Here is a 14,618-nt window from a genome sequence, read left to right on the forward strand (position 1 = left end):
CCGCCGGCGAATCACGGCATCGGGAGGTGTCGGTTCGGCGAACGGCGATTTCCTTCGGCTCGGGGACTTCGCAGCGGAACCGCCCCGGTGCCGGGGTTCGCCCTTTGGGCTCACCGCCAACCTACGCGTCGCCTTCCTTCAGCAGTTGCTGCGCCGCTGCGAGATTCGCGCGGCGCATAGGCTTGCCGTCGATGCGGTCGAGCGGGGCCTGGCGCAATGCGGCGAGCGGCAGCAGGGTCAGGTCGACCGGAATGTCGTCGGCGGTGAAGCGATAGGCGTCGAAGCGCTCGGCGTCGTCGGTGGACCAGCGCAGCTGACGGTCGATCTGGTCGTAGGGAATGCCGTGTTCGGTCAGGAACAGAGGCAGGCTGTCACGATCGTCGCTGTGCAGATGGAGGCTGACGGCCGAATGCTGATCGGCCGTGCCGTCGAGTACCGCGCCGACGAGTCGCGGTTCGAAGCGTTCGAAGAACCGCAGCGCTTCCACCGCCGTTTCGCGCAGCTGCCGCAGATAGGCGACGCGTTCCTCGCCGCCGAACAGGCGCTGGTATTCGCGCAGCGCCGCTTCGATTTCAGTGTTGCGCGGCAGGTGACGTTCGTCGTGTACGCCGAGCCGCTGCGCCGCGCGCAGTTTGGCCTGATGGTAGTCACGCAGGCCGAGTTCGCTGATCAGGCGCGCCGCTTCGGCGGCGATGCGCTGGCGCTGGTCGTCGCGCCGGTCGTCGCCGGCGCGGCGCGGTGGCGTGCGTCGTCGCTCCGTCATCAGAAAATGTCGTAGGCCTCGCCTTGATGGGTTTCGTCCATGTCCGCCTCCGGCGGCGGCGCGCTCAGGCGTTCGATGTCCTCGCTCTTGAAGATCTCGAGGATCGCGCCGCTGTCCTCGCTCGAGGCGAGATAGCCGGTCGACGGATCGATGCGTGCGGTGCTGATGCCCGGCGGCGGTACGAACGGCGTTTCGGCCCTGCCGTCGAGCGCGACGCGCATGTAGTCGATCCAGATAGGCAGCGCGGCCTTGGCGCCGAATTCGCCGCGCCCGAGCGAACTGAAGTCGTCGAAACCGACCCAGACGCTCGTCACGATCTGGTCGTTGAAACCGTTGAACCACGCATCGCGATGTTCATTGGTCGTGCCGGTCTTGCCGCCGAGATCGTTGCGCTTGAGATCCATTGCCGCACGGCCCGTGCCGCGACGCACGACGTCACGCAGCAGCGAGGTCACGAGGTGCGCCGTGCGCACGTCGAGCGTGCGGGGCGCGAGGCGCGGCTTGCCGGTTTCCGCCGCGGGCGCCGTCGGAACGGCCGCGGCATTCGCGCTGCCGATCGGATTGAAGCGCGGGCTCGCGCCGGGGACTGCGGCCGGCAGCGTCTGCGCTCCGCCGGCCGGTGTCGCCGCTTCGCGCGCGAGGCGCGCATCGTCGAGCAGACGTTCGGGGCAGGTGCGGCACGCGCGCGGCGCCTGGGCCGCGTAGATTTCCTTGCCGTCCCGGTCGCGGATGCTCGCGACGAAATACGGATCGACGAGCATGCCGCCGTTCGCGAACACGGCATAGCCGCGCGCCATCATCATCGGCGCCACCGAAGCCGTGCCGAGCGACATCGACAGGTTCTCGGGCATTGCGTCGAGAGGCAGGCCGAAGCGTGTGATGAATTCGCGCGCATAGCGCACGCCGATCGCATCGAGCAGCCGCACGGAAATCAGGTTGACCGACTTCACCAGCGCTTCGCGCAGCCGCATCGGGCCTTCGAACTTGTCGTCGTCGTTGGACGGCGCCCAGACGCCGTCGGGGCGCGATGGATCCGGGAACACGAGCGGCGCGTCGTTGAGGATCGAGCTCGGCGTGAAGCCGTGCTCGAACGCGGCGGCGTAAAGAAACGGCTTGAAACCCGAACCCGGCTGGCGCGCGCTCTGCGTCGCGCGATTGAACTTGCTGCGGCCGAAGCTGAAGCCGCCGACGAGCGCCTTGAGTGCGCCGTCCTCCGGATCGAGCGACACGAGCGCGGCCTGTGCGGCCGGAAGCTGCGCGAGTACCCAGGATTCCTCGTCGCCGCGCGCGACGCGCACGATGTCGCCGACCTTGAGTACCGCGTCGACGCTCTTGGGCGCGGGACCACGGCTGCTTTCGTTCTGATAGGCGCGCGCCCATTCCACGCCTTTCTTGTCGATGACGACCGACTGGCCGTCGGCGAGATAGAGCTGCGCGTGTTCCTTTCCGGTTTCGGTGACGAGCGCCGGCAGCAGGCCGGCGATCGCGCGGAAACTCGCGAGTTCGCGCGCGAAGTCCTCGGGCTTTGCGTCGGCCGCGAGGTCGACGTGTGCCTCGGCGCCGCGATAGCCGTGGCGGCGGTCGTAGTCGATCAACGCGTTGCGCAGCGCCTGGTTGGCTGCGTCCTGCATGCGGCTGTCGATCGTGGTCTTGATGTTGTAGCCGTCGGTCAGTGCATCGGCGCCGAGGCGTTCCAATGCCTCGACGCGCACCATTTCCGCGAGATACGGCGCTTCGACTTCGATCGGCGGTTCGTGCGCATAGGCCTTGTCGGGCTCGGCCATCGCCGCCTTCATCTCGGCTTCGGAGATGAAGTTGTTCTCGTACATGCGCGCCAGCACGTAGTTGCGGCGTTCCTCGGCGCGCTTGCGGTTGAAGAGCGGATTGCCGGTCGACGGAAACTTCGGCAGGGACGCGAGCATCGCGCACTCGCCGAGATCGAGCTGTTCCAGCGTCTTGCCGTAATAGAACTCGGCCGCGGCGCCGACGCCGTAGGCACGGTGTCCGAGGAAGATCTTGTTGAGATACAGCGACAGGATCTCGTCCTTGCTCAGCGCGCGCTCGATGCGCAGGGCCAGGAACAGCTCCGAGATCTTGCGCGTGTAGGTCTGCTCGGGACTCAGGAAGAAATTGCGCGCGACCTGCTGCGTGATGGTCGAGCCGCCCGGTCCCTTGTCGCCGCCGGTGCGCACGAGATGCCAGACCGCGCGGAAGATGCCCTGCACGTCGAAGCCGGGGTGATCGTAGAACCGCGCGTCCTCGGCAGCGAGGAAGGCGTTCTTGACCTTGGCCGGCACATTCTCGATCGCAACGGGAATGCGGCGCGTCTCGCCGAAGGTGGCGATCAGCCTGTCGTCAGCGGTGTAGACTCGCAGCGGCACCTGCAGGCGGACGTCACGCAATGTCTCGACCGACGGCAGGCGAGGGGAAATGAGCCAGTAGGCGATGCCTATCGCGAGGCACCCGAGCACGATTCCGCTGAGCGCGAGATACAGCGCGTAGCGGACCAAGCGGAGGAAAACGCGCATTGATGAACCGGGAATGTGATGACAGTCAAAGTCGGCGCGACTTGGGCCAGAGTATAGATCCTGCCCCGCTTGCACCGATAGGTGAAATTGTCGTGTAGCAGCCGGCTTTGTGTGACAAATCCCATGGAATTTCAGCGTCTTGGAGAATATTCTTCGGGTCGTTGCCATTTGGTTAAGTTTCGTATTTAATGTCACTGCGCATCTTTCGCTCGTAAGAGCGCGTGGGAAGGGGAAAAATGTGGGCCTGTTCAGTCCGAAAGCGCCGCCGCTGATTGGGGTGGACATCAGTTCGACGGCGGTCAAGCTCCTGCAGCTCAGCCAGTCGGGCGGCCGTTACCGCGTCGAGCATTACGCGGTCGAGCCGCTCCCGCCCAACGCGGTGGTCGAGAAGAATATTGTCGAGGTCGAGGCCGTCGGCGAGGCGATCCGTCGCGCGCTCAGCCGTTCCGGCGCCAAGACCAAGTTTGCCTCTGCCGCCGTGGCGGGCTCAGCGGTCATCACCAAGGTGATACCGATGCCGGCCGATCTGTCCGAGGAAGACCTCGAAGGGCAGATCCAGGTCGAGGCCAACCAGTACATCCCCTATCCGATCGAGGAAGTCAGTCTCGACTTCGAGACGCTCGGGCCGGTCAAGGACAACCCGGACATGGTCAATGTCCTGTTGGCCGCATCGCGTACCGAGAACGTCGACCTGCGCGTTGCCGCGCTCGACCTCGCCGGCCTGTCGGCCAAGGTCGTCGACGTCGAAGCCTTCGCGATGGAGAACGCTTTCAAGCTGATTGCCGACCAGCTCGCCGTGTCCAAGGATGCGGTCGTCGCCGTGGTCGACGTCGGCGCGACGATGACGACGCTCATCGTGCTGAAGAACCAGCGCACGATCTATTCCCGCGAACAGGTGTTCGGCGGCAAGCAGCTGACCGACGAGGTCATGCGCCGCTACGGTCTGTCGTACGAGGAATCGGGACTGGCCAAGCGCCAGGGCGGTCTGCCCGAATCCTACGAAATCGAAGTGCTGGAGCCGTTCAAGGAAGCGATGGTCCAGCAGATCAGCCGTCTGCTGCAGTTCTTCTTCGCCGGCAGCGAATACAGCAAGGTCGATCAGGTCGTACTGGCCGGCGGCTGCGCGTCGATCACCGGCGTCGCGGACATGGTGGAAGAGCAACTGGGGGTTCCGAGCGTCGTCGCCAATCCGCTCGCGAACATGTCGCTGTCCTCCCGCGTGCAGGCGCAGACGCTGGCTCAGGACGCGCCGGCGTTGATGATTGCCTGCGGGCTTGCGCTCAGGAGCTTCGACTGATGGCAAGAATCAATCTATTGCCCTGGCGCGCCGAACGGCGCGCAGTGCGCAAACGCGAATTCCTCATCATGCTGGCGATGGCCGGCGCGGCCGGCGTCGCGGCGTTTCTCGGCGCCATGTTCTGGATGGACGCGCGCATCGAGAATCAGATCGACCGCAACAACTATCTGACGGCCCAGATCAAGGAAGTCGAGAAGAAGCTCACCGAGATCGAGGATCTCGAAAAGACCCGCAACAAGCTGTTGCAGCGCAAGCAGGTCATCGAGCAGCTTCAGGCCAACCGCTCGCAGATGGTGCACATGTTCGACGAACTCGTGCACACGATTCCCGAAGGCGTGCGTCTGACCGCGCTCAAGCAGGTCGGCGACATCCTGACGCTCGAAGGCGTCGCGCAGTCGAATGCGAGCGTCGCGACCTACATGCGCAATGTGGAAGCGTCGCCGTGGCTGGGTCATCCCGATCTCAAGAAAACCGAAATCAAGCGCAGCGCCGAGAAGCGCATGCCCTACGACTTCGCCATGGACGTGAAGCTGCGCAAGCCGGCCGGATCCGAGGAGAACCCTGACGGCACGGCACCGGGCGCTACGCCTGGCGCGCCCGCGACCACGCCGGCTCCGCCGCCGGCCGCACCGGCGACGCCGGCACCTCAGGGGGGCCACCAGTCATGAAGCTGTCGGATTTCCGCGACCTCGACTTCCAGAACTCGGGCAACTGGCCCCAGGGCGTCAAGATGACGTTCTGCGTGCTGCTGTTCCTGATCATCTGTCTGCTCGGCTGGTACTTCCAGATTCGCGGCCAGCAGGAAGACCTCGAGAACAAGGAGCGCCAGGAGCAGACGCTGCGCACCGACTTCTCGAAGAAGCAGTCCAAGGCGGTCAACCTCGAAGCGCTGCGCCAGCAGCTCGAGGAAATGAAGGACATGCTGCGCCAGATGCTGCGCCAGCTGCCGAGCAAGACCGAAATGCCGGAACTGCTCGTCGACATCTCGCAGACCGCGCTGTCGTCGGGCATCGAGAACGACCTCTTCCAGCCGGGCGCCGAGCAGATCAAGGAGTTCTACGCCGAAAAGCCGATCACGCTGCGCATGGTCGGTTCGTACCACCAGTTCGGTGCGTTCATCAGCGGTGTCGCTTCGCTGCCGCGCGTCGTCATCCTGACGATGCACGACGTGTCGCTGCGCCCGCAGAACCAGCAGCAGGGCGGCGCCGCGGGCGCGAAGCCCGCGCTGACGAGCGGCACGCTCGCGCTCGAAGGAACGGTCAAGACGTATCGCTACGTCGACGATGATGAAGCCACCACGACGCAGCCGGGCGCTCCGGGCGCGACGCCGGGGGCGCCGGCCAAGACGCCGGCCAAGCCCGCAACGGGGGGTACGCAATGAGCATGCGCTTGCGAACGCTGTGCGTGCCCGCTCTGATCGCGCTGACGCTCGCGGGCTGTACCGCGGGACGGCGCGATCTGGAGGACTGGGTCGCAGCCGAAAAGGCGAAGAAGGGAGCGCCGATCGATCCGCTGCCGGTCGTGAAGACGTTCGAGACGTTCGAATACAAGAGCCAGGACGCCGCCGGCGTCGAACTGCGCGATCCGTTCAGTCCCAGTCTCGAAGAGCGTCGCGAAGAGCAGCTCGCCGAGGCGGGCAACGGGCAGGGGCCCGACAAGAACCGCACTCCGGAACTTCTGGAAAAGTATCCGCTGGACGGCCTGTCGATGGTCGGCACGCTCGGCATCGGCGACGCGATCGAAGGTCTCGTCAAGGATCCGGAAGGCGTCGTCCATCGGGTGCACAAAGACAACTATCTTGGCCAGAACTATGGCCGCATCACGTCGATCGCCGAAGATCGGATCGAACTCGTCGAGCTGGTTCCCAACGGGGCCGGCGGCTGGATGGAACGCCAGGCGTCCATCGCGCTCGGTGACCAATAAGAGGCCCATTTGGGGGTAACTTTCATGACTACGACAGCTGCCAACAACCTGGGACGTAACGCTGGTCCCTTGACTCGCCTCTTGCGCCGGTGCGTGCCCGCATTGATGCTCGCGGCCATGCTCGGCTCCGGCGCCGCAAGCGCCGAGAACGTCCTCGAGAAGATCAGCTACAACACCTTGCCGGGAGGCAAGGTAGAGGTGACGCTGCAGCTCGCGTCGCCGCCGGCCGATCCACAGATCTTCACGACCGACACGCCGCCCCGCATTGCGCTCGACCTCGCCGACACGCGAAGTGCGCTGTCCCAGCGCAACGTCGAGATCAACACCGGATCGACCACGTCGGTTTCGGCCGTCGAAGCCGCCGGCCGCACGCGCGTCGTCGTCGACCTCGTGCGCCCGTCGAGCTACGAGAGCAAGGTCGACGGCAAGAATCTCGTGCTGACCGTCGCCAACGGCGTGACGGGTTCGTCTGCCGCGACCGCGATGATTGCGAACGACCCGAACAAGGCGATCGCCGCACGGGGTGTGGAGGTCTCGAACATCGACTTCCGCCGCGGCAAGAACGGCGAAGGCCGCATCGTCGTGACGTTCACCGGCGAAGGCGCGACGACCGACGTCAAGCGCGACGGCGACAACATCACGCTCGACCTCTACAACGCCCAGTTGCCGTCGAATCTCGCGCAGCGTCTCGACCTGCTCGACTTCGCGACGCCGGTGCAGTTCGTCGAAGCCCGCGCGCGCGGCAACGGCGCGCGCCTCGAAATCACGGCGAAAGGCCCGTACGAGCAGCTTGCCTATCAGTCGGGCAACGAGTACGTGCTCGAGATCGCGCCGAAGAAGGCCGATGCCGAGAAGAAGGACAAGAACGCCGAACCGGAATACACCGGTGCGCGCGTGACATTCAACTTCCAGGACATCCCGACGCGCTCGGTGCTGCAGCTGATCGCCGACGTCTCCGACCTCAACATCGTCGTCGCCGACAGCGTGACCGGCAACGTGACGCTGCGCCTGATCAACGTGCCGTGGGATCAGGCGCTCGATCTCGTGCTGCAGGCCAAGGGGCTCGACCAGCGCCGCCGCGACAACGTGATCTGGGTCGCCCCGCAGAAGGAAATCGCCGATCGCGAGCAGGCGCTGGAAGATGCGCGCATCGCGCTCGAACAGCGCGTCGAACTCGATTCGGCCTACATCAAGGTCAGCTACGGCAAGGCCAAGGACATTGCGGCGCTGCTGCAAAGTCGTTCCGGCGGCGCCGGCGGCGGCGGCGGTGCGACGGCGCCGGGCGGTCAGGCGCAGACGCTCGCCGACACGACCCGCGGCTTCCTGTCGCCGCGCGGTTCGGTGACCTTCGACGAACGCACCAACACGCTGCTCGTCAACGATACGCCGGACAAGATCCGCGAAATCCGCGAACTCGTGCTGACGCTCGATCGTCCGGTGCAGCAGGTGCTGATCGAATCGCGCATCGTCATCGCGACCGACGACTTCGCGAAGGAGCTCGGCGTGCGCTTCGGCGTCAGCGGCGGCTACGAAGACAACAACGGCAACGTCGTGACGCTGTCGGGCACGCAGGTCGGCGCCGACACGATGGCCAACGTCGCGCTGAACAACCGCTTCAACGGCGAGCGCGGCACTCCGGTCAGCACGCCGCGCGTACCGTTCGACGAGAACCGCGGCATCTTCACGCCGTCGCTCGGCAATCGCCTCGGCGTGAATCTGCCGGCGGCGTCTCCGGCCGGCAGCTTCGGCCTCGCGATCCTCGGCGCCGACTATCTGCTCGATCTCGAACTCTCGGCCGCGCAGACCGAAGCGCGCGGTGAAGTGATCTCGAGCCCGCGCGTCATTACCGCGAACCAGCAGGAAGCAGTGATCAAGCAGGGTCAGGAAATCGGCTACGTGACGTTCCAGCAGGGTTCGGGCGGCGGCGGCGGTCAGGCCACCGTGAACTTCAAGGACGCCGTGCTCGAACTGAAGGTCACGCCGACGATCACGAACGACGAGCGCGTCGTGCTCGCGCTGAACGTGAAGAAGGACAACATCGCGGCGCTCGTGCCGAATCCGGGCGGCGGCTTCGTGCCGCAGATCGACAAGCGCGAGATCAACACGACCGTGCTCGTCGACGACGGTCAGACCGTGGTGCTCGGCGGCGTCTACGAAGTCGAGACGCGCGACGACATCAAGAAAGTGCCGTTCCTCGGTGACATTCCGGGTGTCGGCGCGCTGTTCCGCAACAAGAAGAGCAACAACGAGAAGGCCGAGCTGTTGATCTTCGTGACGCCGCGCATTCTGAATGAAAGCCTGAAATAACGCTTGAGCTCGCACACGCCCGGCAACCCCGGGCGTTGCGGCCAAAACGCGATGCAATTGCGAGCTTGGAGAGACGACATGAGAGCTTTTAATCGATGCCTCGGTCTGCTGGCTGCCGGCCTGATGCTGGCCAGTTGCGGCGGCGGGGGCGGCAGCGGCGGCGACGGCGCATTCCAGCCGACGCCGAGCGGCACCTTGACGATCACGGCGACGACGACGTCGCTGCCGATGAACCGCTTCGGCGGCATTCCGTTCCCGGGATCGCCGTTCATTGCCGAAGTCGACATCACCTGGCGCCGCGCGAACGGCGACCTCGTATCCGGCCAGGAAGTGGCCGTATCGATCAACCCGGTCACGGTTGCCGCGTTTTCGACGCTCGACGACCCGAGCACGCCGGTCGTGCTCGACGCGCAGGGCAATTACGATCACGGCAACGAATTCCGCGACACGCTCGGCAGCGGCCCGGTCGACGTGACTGGCGGCCACGCGACGGTGTTCGTGCATTCGTCGGCGACCGCCGGCGTCGCGACGCTGACCGTGACGGCGCGCGACACTGCGTCGAACACCACGATCTCCAAGACGCTGCAGTTCACCGTGAACAACGTCGCGGCCTCGCTGCCGGCGTCGATCTCGGCCGACGTGACGCCGCGCAGCGTCTACCTGCAGGAAACCGGCGGTTCGAACAGCACGGTCGTCACCGCGCTGGTGCTCGACGGCGGCGAGAACTACGTACCGGATCCGGGCACCGGCAACACCGCGTTCAACAACGTCCAGATGGAAGTCGTCGGCGGCGCGAACTACGGCTCGCTGAGCGCGCTCGGCGCGGGCGGCCCGAACACCGGCGTCTCGGTCAAGACGCGCACGATTCAGGGCATCGCCACGGCTTCGTTCCGCGCCGGCACGATCCAGGGGCCGGTGCAGATCCGCATCATCGCCGACCGCTCCGACAACAACGTCGACAACGGCATCAGCGATCCGCTCGTCGCGACGGCCAGTGCCATCGTGTCCGACGGCAAGCTGTTCAGCCTCGCGATCACCTCGCCGGTCGAGAACGCGATCGTTCAGGACAACATCCTCGGCACGGCGCTGCCCAACGGCAACTACTCGCTCGTCGTCAGCGCGCTCGCGACCGACCGTCAGGGCAATCCGGTGCCGGCCGGCACGGCGATCCGCTTCGGCGCGATCGACTTCCCGGCGACCGGCTTCCCGGCCGAAGGTCCGGGCCGTTTCCTGATTGCCGGTGTCGACGGCGATCCGCAGGAAAGCGGCACGTTGTTCACGTCTCAGACGGGCTGCTTCACGGGCTTCATCAAGCCGACCGATCCCCGCTGCTCCGTCACGGGTCCGGGCGAACGTCCGGGACCGGGCGACACGCTGCTCGTATTCGGCGATCTCGTGCTGGGTAACCGCGACCTCGAGAGCGCGCGCACCATCACCACGATCAATACCGCGACCAGCCTCAACGTCAGCGTGCCGTTCAACCGCAACGACGACAGCGGCAACAGCCTCAACAGCGGCCCGATCCTGCCGTACGTGATCGGCCGCGCGGTCGACGGCAACATCCGCGACTCCGGCTCGTTCAACGGCGGCACGCTCGGCATCACGAATTCCAACGGCGTCGCGACGGCGATCCTCAACTACCCGAACAACCGCCTCGGCAAGCGCGTCTATCTGTACGCGCAGGGCGACGGCGTCGGTGCGGGCGGTGCGATCAAGAAAGTCACCGACATCGGTCAGTACGTGTTCGCGGCGGCGCGTGAACTCGAACTCACGGCGAGCCCGGAATCGATCGGCGCGAACTCGACCGCTGCGGTCAACGTCTGCGTCGTCGACGCCTTCGGCGCGCCGGTGCAGGGTCTCTCGATCAACTTCGCGTTCACCGCGCTGCCGGCCGGCGGCCAGGGCTTCGTCGACAACGTGCCGGGTTCCGGCCAGGTCGAAGATCGCACCGGTTCGAACGGCTGCACGATCGCGCTCGTCCGCACGATCGGCGTGAACAGCAGCGGTGGCGGCGGTGGCGGTACCGATTCGCCGCGCGTCGTCTTCTCGTTCGACACGGCGAGCGACGAAGTCGAAATCACGGCCAGCGGCGAAGGCTCGCTGACCGCGGCGCCGAGCTTCTTCCGCGGCAGCGGCGGCACGATTACGCTGACGCTGCGCGACAGCGCCGGCAATCCGGTGCCGGGCGTCAACATCAACACGCAGTGCACGGGCGACGTCAGCATCCAGACGCCGGCCGGTGTGACGAATGCCCAGGGCCAGACGACCGCAGTCATCAACGGCGACGAACTCAACGGCTTCGGCGAACCGGGCGAAGGCGAGTGCACGTTCACGGCCGCCTCGGGCGAGGAAGCGATCGTGCGCTTCGAAGGTATCGACCTCTGCGAAACCAACGTGAGCCCACCGCCTCCGCCGGAACTCTGCGGCGGTACGACGACGCCGATCCAGCTGACCGTGGTCGCCAACCCGACGGTCGCCGGCGCGACGGCCTGCGGTCTGACCGTGTCGAGCAACCCGTCCGGCATCACCTGCAGCGCTCCGGCCGGTGGCGGCAGCGTCACCTGCAGCGCGCCGTTCACGCAGGGCCAGGCCGTGCAGCTGACGGCCGTCGGCACCGGCGCCGGCTGCCCGGCCGCTACGGCTCCGGTCTCCGGTACGCCGCCCGCACCGCCGTACAAGACCTTCACGTTCAGTGGCGGCTGTACGCAGAGCGGACCGGTCAGCGCGAACGTGTCGCTCAGCGCGGCGCAGACCTGCAACGTGACCGTGACGGTCACGCCGTAAGCGTCAGGCTGCAATCGACGTAACGACAGAGGCCGCCGCAAGGCGGCCTCTGCTTTTTCCGGTAGGCGTGTTGCGGTACTCGCCGGTATCGACGATGCAGTTGCCCCTGCTAGCATCGGCGCGTCGCACAGGGAGCTGCCCATGAATGCCACTTCGTTCCGTGTCGACGTCTCTGCCGGCAGCGTTCTGTTCAACCAGGGAGACGCCCCGACGTCGGCATTCCTGCTCGAAAGCGGCTCGATCGAAGTCACGACGGAACAAGGCCAGTTGTCGCGGCGTCTGGGTGTGCTCGGGCCCGGCGACCTGCTCGGCGAAATGGCCGTACTCGACGATTCGCCGCGGACGGCGACCGCGCGGGCGCTGTCGGACTGTGTGCTGATGCCGATCGACCGCAAGCAGTTCGCCGAGCGGCTCGATTCGGCCGACCCGGTCGTGCGCGCCCTTCTGCTCAGCCAGATCGCGCGCTACCGCTCGGCGCTGGCACAGCTCTCCGGGCAGGCCGACGTGCCGGTCGCGGTGCCGCGCAGCGATGCGGCCGAGGCCGCGCTCGACAAGATCCGGCTCGAAAGCCATCTGCGCGAGGCGCTCGACAAGGGCGAACTCGAAGTACGGCTGCAGCCCATCCTCGACATCGCGCGCGACCGCATCGCGGGCTTCGAGGCGCTGACCCGCTGGACGCATCCGGAGCGCGGCCCCGTCTCGCCGGCGGAATTCATCGCGCTCGCCGAGGAAACGTCGCTGATCGTGCCGGTCGGCGACTACGTGCTCGACCAGGTCTGCGGCGCGCTGCAGCATCTGCGCGAGCGAGGCGACGGCGAGCCGCTGTTCGTCGCGCTGAACGTGTCCGGCCGCCAACTGGACGATCAGACGCTGCTCGACCGCTTCCTCGCGACCTTGCGCGCCCACGGACTGTCGCCGGCACAGCTCAAGATCGAGATCACCGAGAGCCTCGTGCTCGACTACGACCAGGTCGCCGGCATCATCGCGCGCTGCCATGCGGCGGGTCTCAAGGTCGCGCTCGACGACTTCGGCACCGGCTATTCCAACCTCGGCCATCTGCACCGGCTCGAGTTCGACACGCTGAAGATGGACCAGGGCTTCGTGCGCCAGATGCACGAACCGCGCTGTCTTGCGATCGTGCGCGCAGTCGTCGCGATGGCCGATTCGCTCGGCTGCAACATCGTCGCCGAAGGCGTCGAGACCCAGGTCCAGCTCGAGGCCCTGCACGCGCTCGGCTGCACCTACGCGCAGGGCTACCTGATCGGCAAGCCGCTGCCGCTGGATGAAGCGGTTGCTTTGGCCGCGGAATCGGCAATGGGGAATGGGAAGTCGTTCAAGCAAAGCGCAAACCCGCCGCCGTCCGTTGCGTGAAAGTCGCGCACAGCGGGGCGGCAGGAAGGAAACACACGCGGCGCGGTGCCGCTCCTACGATTCCCGACTGCCGATTCCCGGGCACGCGCGGGCATGACCTTCGACCCATGCCGTGATGCACAACACGCGCGCCCGCACAATCGGTAGCGAAACACGCGCGCCCTGCGGCAAACTTTCCCGCTCCGCCGCGGTCCAAGCGGCCTGCTCCGACCTCAACGCGAGTCGTCCATGGATCAACCCGAACCGCAGCGTGCGCCGACGCTGATCGATACGTTCCGCGCGCTGCGCGACGACCTGTCCGAACGCATCATCGGCCAGCGTCACCTCGTCGACCGGCTGCTCGTCGCGCTGCTGGCCGACGGCCATCTGCTCGTCGAGGGCGCGCCGGGTCTCGCCAAGACCACTGCGATCAAGGAACTCGCCAGCCGCATCGAAGCCGATTTCCATCGCGTGCAGTTCACGCCCGACCTGCTGCCGGCCGATCTGACCGGCACCGAGATCTACCGGCCGCAGGAAGCGCGCTTCGAATTCCAGCGCGGCCCCATTTTCCACAATGTTATTCTTGCCGACGAAGTCAACCGCGCGCCGGCCAAGGTGCAGTCGGCGCTGCTCGAAGCCATGGGGGAACGTCAGGTCACGATCGGCCGCACGACCTATCCGCTGCCGCCGCTGTTTCTCGTCATGGCGACGCAGAACCCGATCGAGCAGGAAGGCACCTATCCGCTGCCCGAGGCGCAGCTCGACCGCTTTCTCATGCATGTCGCGATCGGCTACCCCGACGCCGACGCCGAATCGGCCATCCTCAAGCTCGCGCGCGAGCGCGCACGCGCCGAACTGCATGCGGTCGCACCGCCGCCGCAGCGGCTGAGCCAGGCGCAGATCTTCGCCGCGCGCGAAGCCGTGCTCGACCTGCACCTCGCGCCGGCGCTGGAGCGCTACATCGTCGAGATCGTCGTCGCGACGCGCAACGCGGCACGTCATGGCGAAGACCTCGCGCGCTGGATCGCGTTCGGAGCGAGTCCGCGCGGCACGATCGCGCTCGACCGCTGCGCGCGCGCGCAGGCCTGGCTCGATGGCCGCGACTACGTGCTGCCCGAAGACATTCATGCGGTGGCCGCCGACGTGCTGCGTCATCGCGTGCTGCTGAGCTACGAGGCCGAGGCCGAAGGCGTGCGGCCCGACCACGTGATCGCGCAGCTGCTCTCGCGCATCAGCCTGCCCTGAGCCGGGCGGACGGCACATGTCGGTTCCGGTTTCCGTCTCCGCCTCGCGCGCGCCGCTGCGCGGCACGGCTGCGGTGCATGTCGAGCTCGATGCACTGATCGCGCAGCGTCTCGCCGCGCGTTCGCTCGTGCTCGCGGCCTCGCGGCGTGTCGCGACGGCGCAGGCCGGCGTGCGTTCGTCGCGCTTTCGCGGGCGCGGCGTCGACTACGTGGAGTCGCGCGGCTACCAGCCCGGCGACGACATCCGCAGCATGGACTGGCGCGTCACCGCGCGCAGCGGCAAGCCGCACACGAAAGTGTTCCAGGAAGAGCGCGAGCGCAGCGTGCTGCTCGTGCTCGACCACGCGCCGAGCATGCGCTTCGGCACGCGCGTCTGCTTCAAGTCGGTGCAGGCCGCGCGCGCGGCGGCGCTGATCGCCTGG

General features: G+C 66.6%; 11 protein-coding genes. 9 read left to right on the forward strand and 2 right to left on the reverse strand.

Annotation, left to right across the window (positions count from 1 at the left end):
* Positions 1–121 precede the first annotated feature (121 nt).
* Positions 122–763 (reverse strand): hypothetical protein, encoded by a 642-nt coding sequence (locus VLF18_RS10810; protein WP_325279633.1) that lies wholly within the window; start codon positions 761–763, stop codon positions 122–124.
* On the reverse strand, positions 763–3,291 hold the full coding sequence (locus VLF18_RS10815) for a penicillin-binding protein 1A (protein ID WP_325279634.1): 2,529 nt from the start codon (positions 3,289–3,291) through the stop codon (positions 763–765). Before VLF18_RS10815 ends, VLF18_RS10810 begins: the two co-directional genes overlap by 1 nt.
* Before the next feature lie 238 nt (positions 3,292–3,529).
* On the opposite strand from VLF18_RS10815, the gene VLF18_RS10820 reads away from it, so the two are divergent.
* The 9 genes from VLF18_RS10820 to VLF18_RS10860 form a co-directional block, all read left to right on the forward strand.
* The gene (locus VLF18_RS10820) at positions 3,530–4,588 is read left to right on the forward strand and encodes a pilus assembly protein PilM (protein WP_325279643.1); all 1,059 of its coding nucleotides are present in this window, start codon (positions 3,530–3,532) and stop codon (positions 4,586–4,588) included.
* On the forward strand, positions 4,588–5,256 hold the full coding sequence (locus VLF18_RS10825; RefSeq protein ID WP_325279635.1) for a PilN domain-containing protein: 669 nt from the start codon (positions 4,588–4,590) through the stop codon (positions 5,254–5,256). Before VLF18_RS10820 ends, VLF18_RS10825 begins: the two co-directional genes overlap by 1 nt.
* Complete coding sequence (locus tag VLF18_RS10830) at positions 5,253–5,969, forward strand: type 4a pilus biogenesis protein PilO (protein WP_325279636.1); 717 nt, start codon at positions 5,253–5,255, stop codon at positions 5,967–5,969. The genes VLF18_RS10825 and VLF18_RS10830 overlap by 4 nt, the downstream gene beginning before the upstream one ends.
* A complete protein-coding gene (locus tag VLF18_RS10835; RefSeq protein WP_414717210.1) occupies positions 5,966–6,511 on the forward strand; it encodes a pilus assembly protein PilP in 546 nt (181 codons plus the stop codon). Before VLF18_RS10830 ends, VLF18_RS10835 begins: the two co-directional genes overlap by 4 nt.
* 93 nt (positions 6,512–6,604) lie before the next feature.
* Positions 6,605–8,818: a type IV pilus secretin PilQ gene (gene pilQ, locus VLF18_RS10840; protein WP_325279638.1), complete on the forward strand. Its 2,214-nt coding sequence runs from the start codon at positions 6,605–6,607 to the stop codon at positions 8,816–8,818.
* Between the two features lie 78 nt (positions 8,819–8,896).
* Positions 8,897–11,602: an Ig-like domain-containing protein gene (locus tag VLF18_RS10845; RefSeq protein WP_325279639.1), complete on the forward strand. Its 2,706-nt coding sequence runs from the start codon at positions 8,897–8,899 to the stop codon at positions 11,600–11,602.
* Between the two features lie 141 nt (positions 11,603–11,743).
* Positions 11,744–12,973 carry an EAL domain-containing protein gene (locus tag VLF18_RS10850; protein ID WP_325279640.1) on the forward strand — a complete coding sequence of 410 codons (1,230 nt, stop codon included), beginning with the start codon at positions 11,744–11,746 and terminating at the stop codon, positions 12,971–12,973.
* Between the two features lie 228 nt (positions 12,974–13,201).
* Positions 13,202–14,197 carry a MoxR family ATPase gene (locus VLF18_RS10855; RefSeq protein ID WP_325279641.1) on the forward strand — a complete coding sequence of 332 codons (996 nt, stop codon included), beginning with the start codon at positions 13,202–13,204 and terminating at the stop codon, positions 14,195–14,197.
* A gap of 16 nt (positions 14,198–14,213) precedes the next feature.
* Positions 14,214–14,618: DUF58 domain-containing protein (locus VLF18_RS10860; RefSeq protein ID WP_325279642.1), on the forward strand; the 405-nt coding region annotated here is incomplete at its 3' end.

This window comes from Tahibacter sp. (genome assembly GCF_035481375.1).
Classification (GTDB): Bacteria; Pseudomonadota; Gammaproteobacteria; order Xanthomonadales; family Rhodanobacteraceae; genus Tahibacter.